At 58.6% G+C, this 21,209-nt stretch carries 17 protein-coding genes and 1 tRNA gene; 8 read left to right on the plus strand and 10 right to left on the minus strand.

The annotated features are described in order from the left end of the window. Nucleotides 1–9 precede the first annotated feature (9 nt). Entirely contained in the window at nucleotides 10–3,480 is a 3,471-nt protein-coding gene (locus tag ACRY08_RS04265) for a toll/interleukin-1 receptor domain-containing protein (RefSeq protein WP_432448607.1), read from the plus strand. After that, nucleotides 3,480–5,171: a RyR domain-containing protein gene (locus tag ACRY08_RS04270; RefSeq protein WP_432448608.1), complete on the plus strand. Its 1,692-nt coding sequence runs from the start codon at nucleotides 3,480–3,482 to the stop codon at nucleotides 5,169–5,171. The genes ACRY08_RS04265 and ACRY08_RS04270 overlap by 1 nt, the downstream gene beginning before the upstream one ends. 71 nt (nucleotides 5,172–5,242) lie before the next feature. On the opposite strand, the gene ACRY08_RS04275 is transcribed toward ACRY08_RS04270, so the two are convergent. The 4 genes from ACRY08_RS04275 to ACRY08_RS04290 form a co-directional block, all read right to left on the minus strand. Next, nucleotides 5,243–5,319, minus strand: a tRNA-Arg gene (locus ACRY08_RS04275). 46 nt (nucleotides 5,320–5,365) lie between these two features. Then, nucleotides 5,366–6,406 carry a LacI family DNA-binding transcriptional regulator gene (locus tag ACRY08_RS04280; protein ID WP_432448609.1) on the minus strand — a complete coding sequence of 347 codons (1,041 nt, stop codon included), beginning with the start codon at nucleotides 6,404–6,406 and terminating at the stop codon, nucleotides 5,366–5,368. Between the two features lie 93 nt (nucleotides 6,407–6,499). After that, nucleotides 6,500–7,279 carry an inositol monophosphatase family protein gene (locus ACRY08_RS04285; protein WP_432448610.1) on the minus strand — a complete coding sequence of 260 codons (780 nt, stop codon included), beginning with the start codon at nucleotides 7,277–7,279 and terminating at the stop codon, nucleotides 6,500–6,502. After that, a complete protein-coding gene (locus ACRY08_RS04290; RefSeq protein ID WP_432448611.1) occupies nucleotides 7,266–8,612 on the minus strand; it encodes a TldD/PmbA family protein in 1,347 nt (448 codons plus the stop codon). Before ACRY08_RS04290 ends, ACRY08_RS04285 begins: the two co-directional genes overlap by 14 nt. 115 nt (nucleotides 8,613–8,727) lie before the next feature. On the opposite strand from ACRY08_RS04290, the gene ACRY08_RS04295 reads away from it, so the two are divergent. The 4 genes from ACRY08_RS04295 (at nucleotide 8,728) to ACRY08_RS04310 (ending at nucleotide 12,813) form a co-directional block, all read left to right on the plus strand. Then, on the plus strand, nucleotides 8,728–9,483 hold the full coding sequence (locus ACRY08_RS04295; protein ID WP_432448612.1) for an SDR family oxidoreductase: 756 nt from the start codon (nucleotides 8,728–8,730) through the stop codon (nucleotides 9,481–9,483). Beyond that, nucleotides 9,480–10,091: an enoyl-CoA hydratase/isomerase family protein gene (locus tag ACRY08_RS04300; protein ID WP_432448613.1), complete on the plus strand. Its 612-nt coding sequence runs from the start codon at nucleotides 9,480–9,482 to the stop codon at nucleotides 10,089–10,091. Before ACRY08_RS04295 ends, ACRY08_RS04300 begins: the two co-directional genes overlap by 4 nt. A gap of 209 nt (nucleotides 10,092–10,300) precedes the next feature. Further along, a complete protein-coding gene (locus ACRY08_RS04305; RefSeq protein WP_432448614.1) occupies nucleotides 10,301–11,626 on the plus strand; it encodes a mechanosensitive ion channel family protein in 1,326 nt (441 codons plus the stop codon). Continuing rightward, the gene (locus ACRY08_RS04310) at nucleotides 11,623–12,813 is read left to right on the plus strand and encodes a TIGR03862 family flavoprotein (RefSeq protein ID WP_432448615.1); all 1,191 of its coding nucleotides are present in this window, start codon (nucleotides 11,623–11,625) and stop codon (nucleotides 12,811–12,813) included. The genes ACRY08_RS04305 and ACRY08_RS04310 overlap by 4 nt, the downstream gene beginning before the upstream one ends. A 3-nt stretch (nucleotides 12,814–12,816) precedes the next feature. Here the strand turns inward: ACRY08_RS04310 and holA are convergent, their stop codons facing one another. From holA to ACRY08_RS04330, 4 genes are all read right to left on the minus strand, one after another. Continuing rightward, on the minus strand, nucleotides 12,817–13,842 hold the full coding sequence (gene holA / locus ACRY08_RS04315) for a DNA polymerase III subunit delta (RefSeq protein WP_432448616.1): 1,026 nt from the start codon (nucleotides 13,840–13,842) through the stop codon (nucleotides 12,817–12,819). Then, nucleotides 13,839–14,336 (minus strand): LPS assembly lipoprotein LptE, encoded by a 498-nt coding sequence (locus ACRY08_RS04320; protein WP_432448617.1) that lies wholly within the window; start codon nucleotides 14,334–14,336, stop codon nucleotides 13,839–13,841. The genes holA and ACRY08_RS04320 overlap by 4 nt, the downstream gene beginning before the upstream one ends. Beyond that, entirely contained in the window at nucleotides 14,323–17,025 is a 2,703-nt protein-coding gene (gene leuS, locus ACRY08_RS04325) for a leucine--tRNA ligase (protein WP_432448618.1), read from the minus strand. The genes ACRY08_RS04320 and leuS overlap by 14 nt, the downstream gene beginning before the upstream one ends. A 73-nt stretch (nucleotides 17,026–17,098) precedes the next feature. Beyond that, the gene (locus ACRY08_RS04330; RefSeq protein WP_432448619.1) at nucleotides 17,099–17,617 is read right to left on the minus strand and encodes a DUF3576 domain-containing protein; all 519 of its coding nucleotides are present in this window, start codon (nucleotides 17,615–17,617) and stop codon (nucleotides 17,099–17,101) included. Between the two features lie 291 nt (nucleotides 17,618–17,908). Between ACRY08_RS04330 and ACRY08_RS04335 the strand changes: the two genes are divergently transcribed. Together ACRY08_RS04335 and ACRY08_RS04340 are read left to right on the plus strand one after the other, a co-directional pair. Further along, nucleotides 17,909–18,742 (plus strand): porin, encoded by an 834-nt coding sequence (locus ACRY08_RS04335; RefSeq protein WP_432448620.1) that lies wholly within the window; start codon nucleotides 17,909–17,911, stop codon nucleotides 18,740–18,742. 92 nt (nucleotides 18,743–18,834) lie between these two features. Further along, nucleotides 18,835–19,488 carry a YggS family pyridoxal phosphate-dependent enzyme gene (locus tag ACRY08_RS04340; protein WP_432448621.1) on the plus strand — a complete coding sequence of 218 codons (654 nt, stop codon included), beginning with the start codon at nucleotides 18,835–18,837 and terminating at the stop codon, nucleotides 19,486–19,488. Between the two features lie 75 nt (nucleotides 19,489–19,563). On the opposite strand, the gene ACRY08_RS04345 is transcribed toward ACRY08_RS04340, so the two are convergent. Both ACRY08_RS04345 and ribA read right to left on the minus strand, forming a co-directional pair. Next, the gene (locus tag ACRY08_RS04345) at nucleotides 19,564–20,052 is read right to left on the minus strand and encodes a L,D-transpeptidase family protein (protein WP_432448849.1); all 489 of its coding nucleotides are present in this window, start codon (nucleotides 20,050–20,052) and stop codon (nucleotides 19,564–19,566) included. A gap of 17 nt (nucleotides 20,053–20,069) precedes the next feature. After that, nucleotides 20,070–21,149: a GTP cyclohydrolase II gene (gene ribA, locus ACRY08_RS04350; RefSeq protein WP_432448850.1), complete on the minus strand. Its 1,080-nt coding sequence runs from the start codon at nucleotides 21,147–21,149 to the stop codon at nucleotides 20,070–20,072. Nucleotides 21,150–21,209 lie beyond the last annotated feature (60 nt).

Consider the following 21,209-nt stretch of genomic DNA (forward strand, 5'->3'; position numbering starts at 1 on the left):
GGCCGCGTGATGAGTCCAAAATCCGCAACTGACACCGCAAAGATATTTCTGTCCTATTCACGCCGCGACCGGGAGCGGGTGGCCGATCTGGGCGCGGCTCTGGAAGAAGCAGAAGACCTGACGGTGTTTCGCGACACCGAAGACATTCTGCCGACCGAGGAATGGAAACCCCGGCTAGAGGCCCTGATCCGAAAATCGGACACGGTTGTATTCGCGCTGAGCCCTGCGTCTGTCGCCTCAGAAGTTTGCGCGTGGGAAATCGACCTGGCCCTGTCGCTCAACAAACGTATCATCCCGGTGGTGGTGGATGATGTGGATGGCGATGTGCCCCCGGCGATTTCCAAGCTGAACTATATCTTCATGACCGCACGCGATGACTTTCGTGCTGGGGTCATGAAGATCAGGGATGCCATCCATCTGGATATCGACTGGATCCGGGAACACACCCGTGTGGCCGAACTGGCAAACCGTTGGGGACAGGCGCAACGTCTTGGGGCGCAGCCCTTGCGGGGGCGAGAGCTTGAGGCGGTTGAACAATGGCTGATGTCGCATCCCGTCAACGCGCCCGCCCCAACGGATGAACAACGCGCCTTCATCCGCGACAGTCGGCGGCGGGCGCAGCGCAGGATGCGCATAGGGGTCAGCGTGGTTGTGGTGGCCTTTGCCATCGTCAGCACGCTGGCGCTTCTGGCTTGGCAGCAGCGAAATCAGGCCGTGGCCAGCGATCAGGCCGCGCAAAAGGCCCGTGCGGTGGCCGAGACCGAAAAGCAAAAGTCCCAAAAGTCGGAATCGCGCTTCATCGCCCGGCGCGCGATGGAACTGATGGATCAGGGTGCAACCGAAGATGCTCTGGCCCTTGCCCTGCGCAGTCTGCCCGATCCTGACATACCCAACGACCGCCCGCTGGTGCACGAGGCCGAACTGGCGGCGATCCGCGCCTATGGGGCGTTGAACACTCAAAACATTGTGGAGTTTGATCAGGCAATTGAAACCGTGGCCTTTGCCAAGGACGACCAATGGGCGCTTCTGGGCGGGTTTCGGCTTGGGCTGAAGCTTTTTGATCTGACCACCAACCGGGTGCTGCGCTCGTTCGAGGCCCGCGATCCAAAGGCCAGTAAGTTCGAAGCTTCTTTGCCGATTGCCGGGGGCGTCATCTCGGTCGCGGTACACCCGAGTGATCGCATGGTGGCGACCGGAGGTGATGGCGTGCTGCGCTTTTGGTCTTTGCGCGATGGGCATCAGTATTCTCAGGTTAATCTGCGGGATCAGGCCTTTGAGAAGCTGGCTTTCAGCCCGGATGGGGAACAGCTGATCGCTCATTTGCAGGACAAAAGACTGCTGCGTTCGACGATCAGATCCTGGCGCAGCTTGAAGTCGCTGCCGGACAAGGCACAAGCGTTTTGGATCTCGGATGACTCTCGGTTCCTGTTGGTCCAACACGCGCGGCCAGAGCGCGAGATTGGCGACGATGCGCCATTGGCAGACGATGTGCTCACCACCTATGATCTGCGCACCCTCGAAGCCATCTCGACCCGCAGCTTCCCCTATGAAGAGGCCAGAGCCATTGCCGTTGTGCCGGGGCGGGATGCAGTTCTGGTCCTAGGTAAGAAGGTCAACCGCGAGGTCAAAATCTCCGACCTGCATCACGAGGTTTTCTTTGATCGGCCCGCTGTCACACCGATGAAAGTCAGCTTCTCGGACGCGGGCGACAAGGCGCTTGTCCGTGTTTGGCAAAACCGTGCACAGGTTCTGGAATATGTGTCGGAGCCGACCCAAGCCCAGGGACAGGGGCGCTGGCAGGCTGTGATCTATCCCAAACAGACGTTTTCATTGTCCAAACCCAGGGTGCATGTCCCCGAGGTCTACGGCGATGCCATCGGTTTTTGGAACGGCGAGGGCCGTATTTGGGGGATGAATAATGATCGCAATGAACTGCGGGTGCATCGCCTTGACACGGCCGAAGATGGGCGGCCGGCCAAGCTGGAACTGCCCCTTCCCTTTGATCTTAAAGACGCAGCCCGAAACCTGTTTCATCTGAACGGCGGGCAGTTTGCCCTGATCTCGGGTCAGACCTTCAAGACCATGACCTTGCAGCCCGAAGCCGCCTTGGATCAGGTCGATCTGGGCAATGGGCTGATCCGTATCGAGGCCGCACCACGGGGGGATTACGCCGTGGCATTGGGGGCCGAGGCGCAGCTTCTGAACATTTCGACACTCCCGGGGGCTGTGGGCGACACAGTTGACCCGCTGGTGCGCGGGGCGACCGATCCGTTGGCGCCACGGTTCCAGATCACCCCTTATACGCGGGATCTGGACAAGGGGGCGGCCAAGCCGTTCAGCCGTATCGGTGATGTGATGTTTAGCCCCGATGGGCGCTATGTTCTGGTGGAATCGGACAAACCCGACACCCTGTTTGCCGTGCGCACCTACGAGCTGTTTGACAGCACGACGTTCAAAAGACTTCTCAGTTTTGATGGCAATTTTCCCGAGGTGGCGTTTGACCCACGCCAAGATGCGCTGGTCGTGTCGGGCTGGACCTCACTCACCCGCGATGGGCTGTCGCGAGATGGAACTGCAGACCGCGAGGATTTTGACAAGGACGCGCGAGATGGGTTGTTCAGGCTCAATCTTCAGGATGGCAGCATTCAACAACTATTTGACGGCGATCCGGCGGCGGTGACAGGGCTGCACCTATCCGCGGATGGCGCGCGAATTGCGGTGCAGACACACAAGTCGATCCGGGTTCTGGACCACGCGGGAACGGCCCTTGCCAGAATTGATGCTGAACGGATTGGTCCGGTTTTCATTACACCTGATGGGCGCAATATATTGCACACGGCCCGGGTCGAAGGGCAGGGCGGCAAGTATAAGATCGAGATTTATGATGCTGAAAGCGGTCAGCTTCGTCACTCGGTCGAGGGGCTGTCTTACACGCCAGACGTCTTGCGCTTTGGAAAAGATAGTCAAGCGGCGTTTATGACCGATGGCAAAAACATGAGCCGGCTGGACGTGGATTCAGCCAGCCTTGTCTGGACCGTCGGGAACCTGGAAACCTCGGCTGACGACTTGCTGCTGAGCGAGGATGGTCGTTTCGTCTCGAAACGCTTCCTTGAACGGGGCGATGCGTTGTTGCGGACCGAGACAGGTGAAGCGGTCTGGGATGGAGTGACCTTCGCAGAGCGCAGCAATTATGACAGGTGGCTGACCCATCGCTATGGGCAAAAGCGTCTGTGGGACCTGAGCAGCGGGCTGGCGAGCATGGATCTGCGCCACCACAAGGCATTGCTTGATGCGGTGTTTTTGCCGGGCAAAGAAGTGCTGTTGCTGTATTCGAGCGACGGGCAGGTCTTTCTGTCGCATCTGTGGCAAAACAGCGCCGCGATCTCACGCGACGCCCACAGGAAGGTAGAACGCCTTGCCCCGTTGACGCTCGACGACAAATGCGCCTTTAACCTGATCGCGCTAGAGGAGTGCCTGTAATGCGTAGATGGCAAACACCACTTGCGGTTCTGAGTTTTATCTTGGGAATGGCGGGTTATCTTCTGAACCTGTCGGCGGCCGGGCAGGGGATCACGACCCAGCCGGTGCTGGACGCTGTGTTCTTTACGTTCAAGCTGTTTGCAGGGGTGGCGCCCATGCAGATTACGGGAGACAGCGCGCTGGGTGTTGTGTGCCTGAACATTGCGCGCTTCACCGCCCCTGCGACCCTTATCATTGCCTTCCTGCGTCATTTCGATGATCTGTGGCGCCCGGCTATGATCCGCTTTCGACTGCGGCGATTGCTGCAGTTTGACGTCATCGTCGGGGCCGGGCAGGTTGCGGATGACCTCTTGGCGCGCAATGCCGAAGACAGCCGGTGGAGCATTCATGTCCTCGGCGGGTCAGATGAGGCGCCCAAATCCGGGATTGATTGGGACCCGAAGGCGCGGATTATCCGCCTGACTGGCGAGGCCCTGCACCGGATCACGCGCCGTCGCCCACTTGTGCCCGAGACCATAGTGTTTGCCGATGAATGCGACCTTGTGAACATCCAGACTGCGGAAAACTTTGACCGAGACCGTGTGACGGCAAATTGCGAGCTTGCCCATATCGGAGGCGAGGATTTGCGTCTGGACACCATCGCAGCCGGGGGCACGCGTGCGTCGGGCAACGGGCAGCGCACTCAGGTGTTTTCGACGCACGAATTGGCCGCGCGTGGCTATTTCCACACCAACGATGTCTTTATGGGGGCTGTTGCACGGGGTCAGGCTGCTTTGCATCTGGCCATTGTCGGTTTTTCGGATGATGCGGCGGCGTTGGTTTATCACACACTCAAGATTGCACCATTTCCCGATCTTGATCCGGTTCGGATCACCATTTTTGCCAGCGATCCGGCAGAGGTCTCGTCCCGGCTTCAGGCGCGTCTTCAGGGTACGGATTTGTTGGATCAGATCCAAGTGCGCCCCTGCACCACCTATGCCGCCATGGCGCCGCTGGTGGACGCGATGGCGGCAGAGAACGATCTGACAATGTGGTACCTAAGCGAGGCCAGCCTTGCCGGGGCTTATGGGCGCGCCATCGGCGTTGCGCAAAGGGTGCGCCAAGTGGCGGCTGGCCGGGCGCAGGTCGTCCTGCCCCTAACAGGAAAGGCGCTGGCCTTCGTCAAAAGCCTGCCGGGGAATGCGGATGGCGCGGTTCGTTGCCTGTGCGACAGCCTTGCCCCTTTGTCACATCAAAGCCTTGCCGGAGAAATGGACGCGCTGGCGCGCCGCATTCACGCGGCCTATCAGGGGTATAAGGTGATCACAGACCCCGAGGACGAACGTCGTCAGCTTGAAGACTGGTACGCGCTGGAAGAGAACTTCAAGGCCGCGAACCGCCGGGCTGCCGACGCGACCAAAACCAAGTTGGAAGCGCTGGGTGTGGGCGGTGCACTGGCCGATCTTCTGGACCGAAAGGTCAGCCTACCGCCGCTGGACCCCGCCCGCCTCGAGGCTCTGTCCAGGGCCGAGCATCTTTCATGGGCGGCGGACCGCTGGATCAACGGTTGGCGCTTTGCGTCCGAACGGGACAACACAAGGCGACTTCATCCTGACCTAGTTCCCTTCGAAGATTTGAGCGAACCCGTGAAAGAACTGGATCGCAAACAAGTCGAAAACGTTCTTTCGAGACTACACCTGTCTTCTGGATGACTATGCGAAACAAGAATCGAGACACAAAAAACGCACTGAAAAGCAAGGGAAATCAGGCGGGAAATGTAAACTGGCGACCCCGGCAGGATTCGAACCTGCAACCTGCCCCTTAGGAGGGGGCTGCTCTATCCAGTTGAGCCACGGGGCCGTCGAGGCGTGGCATAGGCAAACACAGTGGGCTTGTCCAGTTGCGTTCAGCGCCGCTTGAGGGTCTGTCCGCTGTCGATCTTAGGGGCCAGCTCTATTCGTTCGCCTCCTCCCGGTTCACCGGCTTCGGCACTTCGGTCTGCGATGATCTGTGCGGCGGCGCGCCCGATCTCTTTCCGGCACGCGTCCATTGTCGCAAGCTTGCGTGGCAGCCCGTCCAGCAGCTCAACCCCGTTAAATCCTGCCAGACCAACCTGTCCGGGCACGCTGATCCCTTTGTCGAGGCAATAAAGCAACCCGCCCGCACCGATCATGTCGTTGGAGTAATAAAGGAAGTCCAGTTCTGGTGTACGTTCCAGCATGGCCTCAGTCATTTCGCGCCCTTTGGCCAACGCAGATCCGCCCTCGTAGAACTCGCGATCCGCGATTTCGATACCTTCTTTTGCCAGTGCTTCGGTGAACCCTTCAAACCGTTTGCGGGCGCGGTGGTCCAGGGGCATCTTTGTGCCAAGGAAGCCAATGTTGCGATAGCCGGCCTTTAGGATCGCCTTGGCCATTTTGCGGCCCGCACGGCGGTGAGAAATGCCTACGCAGGCGTCAATGGCATCCCCATCAGTGTCCATGATTTCGACAACAGGAATGCCCGCCGCCTTGAGCATTGCTTTGGCCGCGTCGGAATGTTCCAGCCCAGCGATGATGACACCAGAGGGCCGCCACGAGAGCATTTCGTAAAGCACCTTTTCTTCGCGCTTCGGGTCGTAATTTGTCACGCCAACCACAGGCTGCAATGGCGTTTCGTCCAGCACCTCGTTGATGCCCATCATGACTTCGGGAAACACCATGTTCGACAGCGACGGGATGATCACGGCGACAAGATTTACCCGCTGCGACGCCAACGCTCCTGCGATTTTATTGGGGACGTAGCCCAACTCCTTGGCTGCTTCCAGCACACGTTCGCGCGTTCCCTGGCTGACGTCACCCCTGTTGCGCAGCACCCGGCTGACTGTCATTTCGCTGACGCCGGAGGCTTCGGAAACATCTCTGAGTGTGAGGGGGCGGCGGTTTGGAGAGGGGGCTTTATCTGTCACGAATGCGTCCTTGAATATATAGCGTCAGACACATGTTAGCGATAAAGAATTTCTTGGCAATGGCCTAATTTAAAAGGATGTTAGCCTAACAGCTTAAGCAAGCCTTTCCACCAACCCACGTTGCACCCGGGGCGCACCCGCGACCAGCCCGCGCAGTTGCGGATTTGGGTTGTTGAACAACGCGGGCCGTCCAAGTTGGTCCGAGACCTGACCGCCAGCTTCTTGAACGATCAATGCACCGGCTGCTACGTCCCATTCCCATGTCGCGCGCAGTGTCATCATGGCGTCAAACCGGCCTTCGCCAACCAGCGACATCCGGTAGGCCAATGAGCTGCGAAAGTTACGCTCTACCGGCGGGACATGCCGCCCTTTCCACATTGAAGGGTCCAGATTTGGCTTTGCGGCCAGAACCGTCGCGCCGTCCAGTTCAGCTTTTTCGCTGATCGCGACCGGCGTGCCGTTCAGCGTTGCGCCTTGTCCACGCGCAGCGGCATAGAGCTTGTCGCGCTCTGGCAGGTAGACAACGGCGGCCTCAACCACGCCCTTGCGGGCAATCGCAAGCGAATGCGCCCATGTGGTCGAGCCTTCAATGAACGAACGCGTACCGTCGATTGGATCGACGATAAAGACCTGCTCGGCCTCTAGCCTCTGTGGCGTGTCCTCGGTTTCTTCTGACAGCCAGCCATAGCCGGGCCGGGCACCGGTCAGCTCTGCGCGCAATAACCGGTCAACTGCCAGATCGGCCTCGGTGACCGGACCTTGTCCGCCGGGTTTTTCCCAGCGCTCGGCAGCCCCTCGGAAAAACCCCGATGCCACCTTTCCAGCTTGCTGTGCAGCCGCGATCAGAAGAGCGAGATCATCAGTCACCGGCAAGGGTCATCCCTTCGACAAGCAGGCTTGGAACCATCCGGCTAAGATGCGTTTCGGCGTCATTGGCGGGGATGATGCGTTTCAGCATATCCCGCAGATTGCCTGCGATGGTGCATTCGTTGACCGGATATGCGATTTGGCCGTTTTCCACCCAGAACCCCGAAGCGCCACGGGAATAGTCCCCTGTATTGGGATTGATTGTGGACCCGATAAGGCCCGTCACCAAAAGCCCGGTTCCCATTTGGGATATCAGCTCGTCTCGGGTCACATTCCCTTGAGTTAGGGCCACATTGGAAACCGAAGGCGATGGCGGCGAAGACGTCCCCCGCGAGGCGCTGGCCGTGCTTTCCATTCCCAGTTTGTGCGCGGTGGCAAGGTCCAGCGTCCAACCGGTCAGCACACCTTTTTCGATGATCTTGCGCGTTGTGGTGGCCAGCCCTTCGCCGTCAAAGGGGCGCGATCCCGATATGCGTTTGCGATGCGGATCTTCTACAAGGTCCAGGGTCTCGGGCAGTATCTGCTCGCCCAAAAGGTCCATGGCCCAGGATGAGCCGCGCGCAATCATGGCGCCATTTGCGGCAGCCAGCAGGTGGCTAATCAAAGAAGACGAGATGCGTTCGTCATACAGCACCGGATAGGCGCCGGTGGGCGGCTTTCGCGAGCCTGCGCGCTCGACCGTGCGGGTGCCTGCTTTGACGCCAATCTCGGCGGCAGATGGAAGGTCGCTTTGGAAGATACGCATTTCGCCAGCATAGTCGCGCTCCATTGTGGCGTCTTCACCCGTGATCGCAACTGTGGTGATCGCGCGGTTGGTGCGACCATAACCGCCTGAAAATCCGTTCGACGTCGCAAGGTGGAACTGGTGCCGCCCATATCCGGCCGAACTGCTGGCAACCTGACTGATACCTTTGACGCCAAGTGCTGCGGCTTCTGCTTCCAGCGCGTCACGTTCAAGTGCGGCGGGATCGGGTTCCGCGGTTGGATCGGCAAGCTCCAGAGCGCTCAAATCCCAGTTTTGCGCCAGTGCCCCGGGTTGGGCCAGCATGACATGTGGATCTTTGGGGGCTTCTTTGGCCATGGCCACCGCACGTTCGGCCATGCTGGCGATCGTATCCGCTGATACATCCGAGGCAGAGACACAGGCCTGACGCTGACCGACAAGCACGCGCAGCCCGATATCCACACCCTCGGAACGTTCGGCATGTTCCAACTGGCCGTTCAGCACATCAATTGAAACCGATGTGCCATCGACCGCCAGTGCATCTGCCTGATCCGCACCCGCTTTTTGGGCGGCGTCCAATAGCTGCTGGGTCAAGCTGTCAAGCGTGTCGCGCATGTGGCATCCTTTCATTGCGTGCCTTTCAGGTAACCTCTGCATCTCGTGCTCGCAAGATGTGTCTCTGGTATCCGCTCGAATGCTGCGCTAGCATTCATTCGAGGAGGGCCGCAACATGCAGGAAATGACAGGAAAAACCGTTCTGATCACAGGCGCAAGCCGTGGGATCGGAGAAGCCGCCGCACATGTTTTTGCGCAGGCTGGTGCCAATGTGGTCTTGACGGCGCGCAGCGCATCGCAGATTCAAGCCATTGCCAATGATATCGGGGACAAGGCGTTGGCCGTGACCTGTGACGTGGCGAATTGGAGCCAGGTTAAGGCGGCGGTTGATCTGGCCATCGCGCGGTTTGGAGCCGTGGATGTGTTGATCAACAACGCCGGCATGATCGAGCCCATCGGGCCCATTTCTGAAAGTGACCCTGCAGATTGGGCGCATGTGATCGATGTGAACCTGAAAGGTGTCTACTACGGCGCAAGAGCGGTGCTTCCTGGAATGATCGGGCGTGGCAGCGGCTCGATTTTGACCATCAGCTCAGGGGCGGCACATCATCCGTTGGAAGGATGGGCACATTACTGCACATCAAAGGCGGGGGTGCACATGTTTAACGAGGCGTTGCACCTTGAGAACGCGGGCAAAGGCATTCGCGCGATCGGGTTGTCACCGGGCACGGTAGCGACCCAAATGCAGCGCGAGATCAAAGCTTCCGGCATCAATGCGGTTGCCCAGCTGAATTGGGATGACCACATTCCGCCAGAATGGGTGGCCCGCACGCTTCTGTGGATGTGTTCTGAGGATGCAGATGAGTTCAAAGGGCACGAGGTTTCTTTGCGCGATGTGGCAATTCGAAAACGGGCGAAAGTGTTTGAATGATTGATCTGCAAAAGGAAGATGGTGTCTGGACGGTGACGATCAACCGCCCGGACAAGGCAAATTCGCTGACCAAGGCGATGCTGGAGGAACTGGCTCAGATTGCTCAGGAGGCTGCCGGGGATGCGCGCGTTATGATCCTGACCGGTGCCGGCAAGGTTTTTTCTGCCGGGGCTGATCTGGACGAAGCCAAGGCCGGACTGGCGACGGATGATGTGTGGGAGCGCCTATCCGGCGCGGTTGCCGCTGCGCCGTGCCTGACCATCGCTGCTTTGAACGGCACACTCGCGGGGGGTGCGTTCGGTATGGCCTTGGCATGTGACCTGCGTGTTTCGGTGCCGGGGGCCAAGTTTTTCTACCCGGTGATGAAGCTGGGTTATCTGCCCCAACCTTCGGACCCCGCACGCCTTTCAGCACTGGTGGGACCGGCGAAGGCCAAGATGATCTTGATGGCCGGGCAGAAAATCCTGACGGATGAGGCTTTGGCGTGGGGGCTGATCGACCGGGTTGTCGATACGGATGACGTGTTGGCTACTGCGTTTGAGCTGGCGGATCATGCGCGGTCTCAAAGTGCAGAGCACGTTGCAGCGATGAAGCGAATGATCCCCTGATATTGGCTCTATGCCGGCCTACTTGCACTCTTTCTGAGGCAATCACCCCTCAATCGGGACACAAAATGATAGCGGCTTTGCGCGACGTTAGGCGGGATCGGCTGACTGCGAAGGGCACAGATCGGCAAGGAATCCTTGCCCTTTGAGGCCAAACCGCTATCCATGCGCGAAAGCTTGATCAGGCAAGTTGTGAAGGCAGGGGACTTCAGATGGAAAACCGACCCGAAATTCTGAACACGGCGCTGGGCTATTTGAACCAGGGCTGGGATATCGCAGAAGGCTGGCTGTTATCTCCTGCCGCGTGGTCCCAGTTTGGCTTGCTGGTCGTGGCCTATCTGGCTGCAAGGTTCGCTGACAAGAAGCTGGAACCCTTGTTGACGCGCCTTTTGACGCCAAGTGGTGATCGCAATCACCCGATATCGAAACTGCGCCTGTTTGCCCTGATTTTCCTGCCCTTGACCATGCCGCTTCTGGCCTGGGTCTTTACGGGGATTGGCGAACAGGTGACCCGGTCCATCTTTGGGTCCGGGGCTGTTATCGCTTTTGGTAAACGCGTTTTCCTGTTTTTGGCGGTGCGTGCCTTTGCGCGCGAGATCATCAAGGATCCGTTCCTGAAGCTGTTGGGCAAATACATCCTGATACCCATGGCTGCGCTTTACGCGGTGGGATTGCTGGAGCTGGTCACCACGAAGCTTGACGAAACTGTCGTGCCGCTTGGCAATATGAGTTTCTCTTTGCTGTTTGCCATTCGCTTTGCGGTCGTGGGCGGCATCATTTTCTGGCTTGGGCGGTGGTCCAACGACCAAACCGCGCAAGTGATCAAAAAGCAGGAAGAAATGCGCCCCGCCACGCGCGAACTGGCAGCGAAAGCGGCCGAGATTGGCATCTTCGGTGCGGCCTTCCTGGTGTTGATGAACATTATGGGCATCAATCTGACGTCGCTGGCCGTTTTGGGTGGTGCGATTGGTGTCGGGCTGGGGTTTGGTTTGCAGCAGATCGCGTCGAACTTCATCTCGGGGATTATCCTTCTTGTCGAAGGGCAGGCCACTGTTGGGGACTATGTTGAACTGGATGGCGGCGAAGCTGGGACCATCGTCAAAATGACGGCCCGTGCGGCGATCCTCGAGACCTTTGATGGGCGCTGGATCGTTGTTCCGAACGAGCACTTCATTACCACGCGCGTGGTGAACTATTCAGATGCGGGCAGTGCCAATCGCTATGAGGCGCCTTTTTCTGTCAGCTACAAAGCCGATATCGAAGCCGTTCCGGGCATTGTTGAAAAGGCGGTGGCGGAGCTTGATTTTGTTCTGACAGACGGCGCGGAACATATGCCCGATTGTGAGCTGCGTGCCTTTGGCGACAGTGGCGTTGATTTCGCGCTGGAGTTTTGGGTGAACGGCATTGATGACGGCCGCAACAAGTTTACACCGCGCGTTATGATGCAAATCTGGAAGACCCTGAAGGCCAACGAGATCGAAATTCCCTATCCGCACCGTGTGGTCGAGATGCTGGGTGAAACGCCCAAGTCATCGTGACCACTGCGCTGGTCATTGGCGCAGGCCCGGCTGGCCTGATGGCGGCAGAAGAGCTTGCCCAAGCGGGCCTTCGCGTGACCATTGCCGAGGCCAAGCCCTCGCCAGCCCGTAAGTTTCTGATGGCGGGGAAGTCTGGTCTTAACCTTACAAAATCAGAGCCTGTTTCAGCGTTTTTGCCCCAAATTCACGGTCCAGACAGGCTTAGGGACATTGTCGCGGGCTTTGGTCCCGATGCGGTTCAGGATTGGGCCCGCGCTTTGGGGCAAGAGGTCTTCACTGGGTCGTCTGGCCGCGTTTTTCCGCAGGTGATGAAAGCGTCGCCTCTGCTTCGTGTCTGGCTTGCGCGGCTTGATGCATTGGGCGTCGAGCTGCTCCGAAACTGGAGATGGGTGGGCGTATCTCAGGACGGCCTGCAGTTTGACACCCCTGAAGGTCGGCAAGATTTGCACCCTGACGTGACGGTTCTTGCGCTGGGCGGCGCCAGCTGGTCACGGTTGGGGTCGGATGGAAAATGGGTGTCGATCCTGCAAGAAAACGGCGTCAGATGCACAGCCTTTCAACCCGCAAATATGGGTTTTCATATCGCGTGGAGCGATCATATGGAGCGCCATTTTGGGTGCCCTGTAAAGCCCGTGCGGGTGACGGCAGGCGAGCAATCTGTGTTGGGAGAATTTGTGCTGTCATCGCGTGGCGTTGAAGGGTCCGCGATCTACGCGATAAGCCGCGCCGTGCGCGATGGCGCGCAGCTATCGTTGGATCTTCAGCCGGATCGCAATGTTGCAGATGTTCAGGCGCGCATTTCGCGACCGCGCGGCAAGGCCAGTTGGTCAAATCACCTGCGCAAAGTGCTGAAACTTGATCCGGTGAAACTGGCTTTGCTGCAGGAATTCGCGCGGCCTCTTCCCACCGATCCAGCTGCGCTTGCCAGTCTGATCAAGGGCTTGCCGGTCCCGATCCAAGGCCCGCGCCCGATGGACGAGGCGATTTCAACCGCAGGAGGCCTGCCATTTGAGGCTCTGGACGACGGCTTGATGATCTCGGCCCTGCCAGGGGTTTTCGCCTGCGGCGAGATGCTTGACTGGGAGGCGCCCACGGGGGGCTATCTTTTGACCACCTGTTTTGCCACAGGGCGTCATGCCGGGCGAGCTGCTGCTGAATACGCCTTGAACGAAAGCGCTTCGGGATAAGCTTTAGCGCCGGCCACCCATCATTGCCAAGCGGATCAACGTGCGCTCCATCAACGCCATCTGAGGCGCTTTCTGTGCGGACCGAAGGGTCAGATCGGTCTCAATCAAGACCTCAAGCGCTTGCTCCAGGCGCCTCAACCCCCATTTCTGCGCCTGCCGGACCATACGATCACGGGACTTAAAATGCACCGGAGGGCGCAAGCGATTGATGCCTTGCCCGGGACCGGATGGGTCCGAACTGGCCGCATGTAGCGCGCGGAAATGGCGCGTGGTGCCAATGCACAGCCCAACGGCAGCAACGCCCTGAGCCTGCAGTTTTGCAAGAATAGGGCCGATCTCACCCGCGCGCCCCTCGGCCACCACGTGCAGAAGATCATCCAGTGCGGCTTCTGTTGATGCAGGCGCCACAGCCAAGACATCGTCGGGAGTAACCGGTGACGGATCTGACAGTTTGTAAAGCCCCAGCTTCTCGACCGTCTGGCGGAAATCTCCCGGATCCAGAGCGCGTGACAAGCCCATCAGGTCATTCATCGCCTCGCTGTCTACCTGCGCCACGCCAGCCCGTTTCAAATCGGCTTCGATTTCATCACGCGACGGCGGGTCGTCATAGATACCGGCGGCATAGGCGTTTGGATGGCCCTCAAACAGCTTGCGCAGCGCTGATCGGGCGGTCAGCGAGCCTGCTGTCACAACAACCTGCGCGTCGCCCTCTTGCCAGTCCGCAATTGCCGGGGTGATGATTTTGGTCAGCGTATCGGTTGCATCCTCGACAAAGGCGACGCGTGGACCGGGAAAGAACCCCTGTGCCTTGATCGCATCAGACAGCAAGGCAGGGTCCTTGCGCAAATCTGCAGCCGGAATGCGTGTCAGACGCATTTCATCTTCGCCTTCGGGGCCGATCAGATTGGCAATCAACTCTTGCCGCTTCAGCGCGACGCGCATGGCATCTGACCCAAAGATCAGAACACCGGTGCGCGAGGGGTCGGGTTTCGCGAAATACCGCGCGGCATCCCGCGTTGCCAGTTTCATGCGCCCCAATCCGCGTAGGTCGCGATGAAGCGGGTCGTCATAAGATCCGCCAATGACACCATCAGGCGACGATTTGCGTCCCGCTCGACGGCGGCCGTTGATACGGTTGACCCTTCAGTCGAATAAGAAGTGAAATTCGAGATGTTCCCGCGTTGCACCACGTCACCACTTGCGACCGAGGTCACGGTAAACTCGACAGCTCCCAACACCTGCGTTCGGGTGATTTCCTGCCGGGGTGTGATGCCGACGCCTTCGGATCGCGTGGTAATCGTGTAGTCAAGACGGTAAGGCGCGGACAGATTGCGCCCCAACCGGGTTTCCAGTTGCTTCACGAACTCATAGCTGTTGGCGTCACTGGGTTCTGCGACGCTGACCGCGCCGCGCAATCCGTCTGCCGAGCCTCCGGGTGCATAGGCCGGGGTGAATCCGCAGCCAGAGATCACGCTTGCAACGGCAAAGAATTTCAAAAACTTGCGGCGATCAGACCACGACATTCACAATACGTCCCGGAACAACGATGACTTTCTTCGGGGCCTTACCATCCAGCGCCCTGACAACAGCATCCTCGGCCAGCGCGAGTTTTTCAACCTCGGACTTGTCCATGTCTTTGGGCACGCTGATTTCCGCACGGCGTTTGCCGTTGATCTGGATCGGCAGGGTCACGGTATCCTCGACCAACATGGCTTCGTCGGCGACGGGCCATGCGGCCTGCGCCACCAGACATTCGCCGCCCAGCATCGACCAGATTTCCTCGGACAGGTGCGGCGTCATGGGCGACATCAGCTGCGCCATGGTGCGCATCGCTTGCTTTTGCGCCTTGCCGCCTGCTTTCGATTTCGAAATGGCGTTCTGGAAGGCGTAAAGCTTGGCGATGGCTGCGTTAAAGCCGAAGCTTTCGATGCCCATGGTCACGTCATGGATGGCTTTGTGCATGGCGCGCAGAAGCTCTTCATCGTTGCCGTCCGCGTCATCCATATCGGCGATTTTCACCGCGGTCGCATAAACGCGGGCCAAATGCTTCGCGGCGGCTTCTGCACCGGATGCGGTCCATTCCACGTCACGTTCAGGGGGCGAATCGGACAGGACGAACCAACGGGCGGTATCCGCGCCGAAGGCTTCGATGATGTTCACCGGGTCAACGACATTGCATTTCGATTTCGACATCTTGGCCGAAGGATAAACACGCAATCGTTTGGGTTCATCAGACGGATCTAGCTCATCTTGCGCGCGCCACCATCTAATGAGTGATGACGTGTCATTGGGATCGAGACCTTCCTCTTCGATGTCTTTCTTTGAAAAAGCCATTGGCTTTCCGGAATCCTCAAAGCGGACGACGTCTTCTGGGTAATAATATACAGGACGTGCATGCCAGACCAGTTTGGCAGAAGTGCCATCTGCTGTTTCAGCATCTTCGCCAGCCTCGATCTTTTCAGAACCTACGTACATTTCGTGGGTCACCATGCCTTGGGTGAACAGTGCGTTGAACGGCTCACGTGCTTTTTCTGGCAGGTGGCCGCAGATATTCATCGCGCGGGCGAAGAAGCGCGAATAGAGCAGGTGCAGGATCGCGTGCTCAATGCCGCCAATATACTGGTCGACATTCATCCAATAGGAGGCCTCCTCCAGATCGGTCGGCGTCGCCGCATTGGGCGAGGTGAAGCGCGCGAAGTACCAAGACGAATCGACAAACGTGTCCATCGTGTCCGTTTCACGCTTGGCGGGCTTGCCGCAGGATGGGCAGGCACAATCACGCCAGGTCGGGTGACGGTCCAACGGGTTGCCGGGGGTGTCGAAGCTGACATCCTCGGGCAGTTTGACCGGCAGGTTCTCTTTCTTTTCGGCCACAACACCGCAATCGTCGCAGTGAATGACGGGAATCGGGCAACCCCAATATCGCTGGCGGCTCAGGCCCCAATCGCGCAGGCGGAATTTCTCGACACCTGTGCCCCAGCCGGCGTCTTCGGCGAATTTGACGGTTGCGTCGATCGCCTCTTCCCCGGTGGCCTCGTCCAGACCGGCGAAATGGTCGACCCATTTCACCTTCTCGGTTTTCGGCGGCACGAAGGCTTCGTCTTCAACGGGCTTCGGATCGTCCAGCGACAGGAACGTGTCAACGACCGGCAGGTCATACTTCCGGCAGAAGTCCAAATCGCGCTGATCGTGCGCTGGGCAGGCGAAAATCGCGCCGGTGCCGTAATCCATCAGGATGAAGTTGGCGATCCAGACGGGCAGCTCCCAATCGGGGTTCAGCGGGTGTTTCACGCGAATGCCGGTGTCATACCCCAGCTTTTCGGCGGTTTCGATGGCTTCGGCGGTGGTGCCTCCCTTGCGCATTTCGACCAGCTGCGCGGCAATCTCGGGGTTTTCCGCCTCGAGCGCCTTGGAAATCGGGTGATCGGGTGAGATACCGACGAAGCTCGCGCCCAACAGCGTGTCGGGGCGCGTCGTATAGACCTCGATCCCGTCGCCACCATCCACGCGCTCGAAGGAGAACTGCAAACCTTGGCTGCGGCCAATCCAGTTGGCCTGCATGGTGCGCACTTTCTCGGGCCAGTTGTCCAAACCGTCCAGCGCATCCAGCAGTTCACCCGAATAATCCGAGATCTTGAAGAACCACTGCGTCAGGTCGCGACGTTCCACCGGCGCACCCGAGCGCCAGCCGCAGCCGTCGATCACTTGTTCATTGGCCAGAACCGTCATGTCGACCGGGTCCCAGTTCACCGTGGCGTTCTTGCGGTAAACCAGCCCTTTCTCCATGAAATCGATGAACATCGCCTGCTGCTGGCCGTAATATTCCGGGTCACAGGTGGCAAATTCACGGCTCCAGTCAATCGACAGACCCAGCGGGCGCATCTGACCTTTCATGGTCTTGATGTTGTCGTAGGTCCATGTGCCGGGGTGGCCACCCTGCGCCATTGCCGCGTTTTCGGCGGGCATCCCGAACGCGTCCCAGCCCATCGGGTGCAGAACCGAGAAGCCGCAAGATGACTTATACCGCGAGATCACGTCGCCCATCGTATAGTTGCGCACGTGGCCCATATGGATACGACCTGACGGATAGGGGAACATCTCAAGCACATAGTATTTGGGCTTGGTTTCATCGCGCTTGGCGGTGAATATTCCAGCCTCGTGCCAGGCTTTTTGCCATTTCGGTTCGATATCGGCGGCAGTGTATCGCGACATTCGTCAGGTCCTTGATGTGAAAACGCCGGGCGAGGGGCCCGGCGCATGTCTTATAAGTCTGATCGTTTCGGGTCTAGAGTTTACCGTCACGAATGCGCAGCTGGCGCGCACGGGTCAGGATTGCATCTTCGACCTTGCGCACGGCTTCTGCACTGGCCGGCCCACTGCGGGTATAAAGCGCAACTGAAAGCGACCGCGCGTCTAGTGCGGGATCACGGACATAGACTGTGGCCTTATGCGCCGTGCCGCCACCGGATGGGCGGCCATATCCGAAGACAATGATGCCTGAGAACGGGTCAGCGGCCTGTACCGGCATAAAGCTCAGAACGTCCAAAGAGGCATTCCAGATGTAGCGATTCACTTCGACCGTTGTGTTGGGATCGTCTACATTCGTGAACAAATCCCAGATGGTTTCACGCTTTTCTTCAGGCTTTGGCTGGTGCCGTAGGCCGCCAGTTGACTGTTTTTGGTTGCCAGATCCACCACCAAAGATATTACCCGATCCGGCTGAACCGCTTCCGCCGCTACAAGCAGCCAAGCCCAGCACAGCAACCAGTGCGATGCCTGATGCAAAAGTCTTCACGATGCGCATGAAAAATGCCCCGTTTCCCGATTTCTTCTTGTTAGTATATAAGGGGTCGGCAACGGGCAAGCGTTTTTGCGGCTGCGAAACAAGCGTGAAATTAGGGATTTCACGCGAATTTCCGGGGCTTGTAGAGTTTGGCGGGAAAAACTGTGGCATAGAAGCACCAATGCCTTCCGCAATCCAATTTACGGTTTCAGTCTGCTTGCAATGACCGCCTGAAAGATGGAATTACCCAAGCATACTCAATTCGGATTCCCCTGAATTGAGGCGAACTCTTGAAACATGAGGGAAAACGAAATGAAAAAGATTCTCTTCGCTTCGACCGCTCTGGTCGCATCGGCTGGCATCGCCGCCGCTGAAGTAAGCTTCTCGGGTGAAGCCGGCTTCGGCTTTGTCTACACCGACGGCGCTGCCGACGAGTGGGCACCTGATTACTACACCACCCTGTCGGTTGCCATGCGTGGCGAAACCGATGGTGGCCTGTCGTTCGGCGCTGACTTCGACATCACCATGGACGGCGGTGCAACCGCAGTTGGTGACACCGAAGTGTTCATCGAAGGTGGCTTCGGCAACCTGAGCGTTGGCGCTGTTGGTTCGGCTGTTGACGACACCCTGGGTCTGTCGGACATCGGTTACTCGGGTCTGGGTGTAGACAACGTTGCAGAAGCTCTGATCGACGCTGCTGACGTTGGCAACATCATGTACAAAGGCACCTTCGGTGACTTCGGCGTTGCTCTGTCGTACGACATGAACGGCACCGAGCAGTTCTCGATCGCTGCTACCTACGCCATGGGCGACTACAACTTCGGCCTGGGTTACGACGACATTGCTGACGGTTCGAGCACGATCCACGTGAAAGCTGGCGGTGCAATCGCTGACTTCGCTGTGAACGCTCTGTACTCGCGCAACAGCGACAACGACATCACCGCATACGGCCTGCACGCTGCCTACACCATGGGCGCTGCTACCGTTTCGGCTGCTTACTCGGAAGTTGACGTAGCCGGCGCTTCGGCTGACGCTTGGGGTCTGGGCGTTGCCTACGACCTGGGCGGCGGCGCTTCGGTTAACGCCGGTGTTGGTGAAGTTGGCGGCGTGACCGTTGCTGACCTCGGCATCATCATGACCTTCTAATCCTAACGGATTATTTGGTAAGGGAAGAGCGGGCCTTGCGCCCGCTCTTTTCTTTTGGGACATCTGTTATTGAAGAAACGACAGGATGACCCATGGCTCTTTCAGACATTCAGGACCACATCGCCAAGGAAGAGGCCCGAATGGGCCGTGCGCCGGGGTCTACACAATTAATTGCCGTGTCCAAGGTGCAGCCGTTGGACCGTGTGGTCGCGGTTCTGGACGAAGGGCATCGCGTGTTTGGCGAAAACAAGGTGCAGGAAGCGGCGGGCAAGTGGCCTGACCTGAAAGAGAAGTTCGACGGCATCGAGCTTCACCTGATAGGCCCGCTTCAAACCAACAAAACCCGGCAAGCTATGGGGCTTTTTGACGTCATTCAGACAGTTGATCGTCCAAAGCTTGTTCGTGCAATCGCACGTATCGCTCAGGAAGAGGGGTCTTGCCCCCGGTTGTTCATACAAGTGAACACAGGTGAAGAGCCCCAGAAGGCAGGTGTATTGCCGGAAGGATTGGGTGAGTTGGTCGAATTGTGCGATGAGCTGAAGCTGCCCATTGAAGGTCTGATGTGTATCCCACCATCAGACGAGGAACCCAGTCTTCATTTCGCGCTTTTGGCCAAGCTCGCGAAGCGGCATGACCTGTCCGGACTGTCCATGGGAATGAGCAGTGATTTTGAGCGGGCCGTTGCGCAAGGTGCGAGCTATGTCCGTGTGGGATCTGCGATATTTGGCGCCAGGGACTATGGCTAGGGGCTTTGCCCCTCTGCGCGGACGCGCATTCACTCCAAGGTATTTGGGACAAGAAAATAGAGATCGCGCAGATTCTTAACGGACGAATATCCGGCTTTGTGGTGTCCAACGCGCCAAAATCCAGCGCAAGTCTTTTGGCGCAAAGGCAAGGCAGCCCGCCGTAGGGTGGCGTGGTTTGCGCCATTGGTGGACAAAGATGGCCGACCCGCGCAGAGGAACTGCATTTGGGAAGTTCCAGTCACTATACAGCACAACATCGTACAGGCGCGCCGTCATGTGCAGCTTCTCGTGGCTCATCGGATAACTGGCAGCACGGAGCGGGTGATTGTAGCTTGTGTCAGAAGGGTCATCTGACCAGATATCATCGGGTGCAATCGGGTCCAGGCACATCATCCCATCTGGATGAGTCACGCGATCTGAACGGTATTTCCCCCCCACCAGCCGCCAGATGCCACGTGGTGTGGCGCCATCCCCCTCGCATTTATCGTCAGTCATGCCGCCGCGGCCGATTGATACGGGAAACCGGCGCCCCATGAAACGTGCACCCCAGCGCGTGACGACCATATCATGGCGTCGCGGGGTCACAGGAGATGTCCGGATTTCGCGGCTTTGGTGGCCAGATATGCGGCGTTATGCGCACCCTCGCCCACTTTCAACGGCACGCGGTCCGTGACTTTGATGCCCGTGGCCTCCATCATCGTCACTTTGCGTGGGTTATTGGTCATCAACCGCACCTTCGTGAAACCCAGGGATTTCAGGATTTCTGCCCCGATGCGGAAATCACGTTCATCATCTTCAAAGCCCAAACGATGATTGGCCTCGACCGTGTCGAAGCCCTGATCCTGTAGAGAATAGGCGCGCATCTTGTTAGCCAGCCCAATGCCGCGCCCTTCTTGGTTGAGGTAAAGCAGAACGCCCGCGCCTTCTTTCCCCATGGCACCAAGGGCGCCATGAAGCTGTGGGCCGCAATCGCATTTCAGGCTGCCCAGAACATCTCCGGTGAAACAGGCCGAGTGCAGGCGCGCAAGCACCGCTTCGTCGCGCGAGGGGCGGCCGATTTCGACGGCATAATGCTCTTCACCTCCGTCCTGTGGGCGGAAGATATGTAACCGACCTGCTTCGCTCACGCTGATGGGCAGACGGGCATGTACAACCGGTGCCAGCGACAATTCCCGCAGAGTGTCTGCATTCAGTTGAATTGCCGTCAGCGCGTTTGTGGCGGCAAGTGATGGTGCCTCGTTGGTCGCAATTACCAAAGCCGAGGGCAAAAGCTGGGCGGATTTACACAACGCGATCGCTTGCGCCTCTAACCTGTCATCCCCACCCCGGCAGGTGCGAAACGGACCTTTCATTGGGTTGGACAGATCATCCGCCGGGTCGGCCACAGCGGTTATCCAAGCAGTGTCTGCTTCTCTGGGCAGCTCGATCCGGGCCACACGGTCGGAATATGCGCGTGCTTTCAGGGTTTCGGCCCGGCGCGGGGTGATGGCCAGGGTGGCATCGCCAAGCGCGCGCAGGTTGTCCAGCCGCCCGGCAGATAAGGTCTCGGCTGCCGCTGCGATCACCCAACGCCCGTCCAGATGCAGCGCCACCGGCACACCCATGCGTAAATCAGCACGGGCGCGGGCAATCAGTTCGGTCTGGTCTGGGGCAAGCGTCATGGTCATCCTCGTTGCCCTTAGATAGGCGGTTCTGACACGATATGAAACATTTCCCGGCGA

The sequence above is a fragment of the Aliiroseovarius marinus genome (genome assembly GCF_050881025.1).
Taxonomy (GTDB): Bacteria; Pseudomonadota; Alphaproteobacteria; order Rhodobacterales; family Rhodobacteraceae; genus Aliiroseovarius; species Aliiroseovarius marinus_A.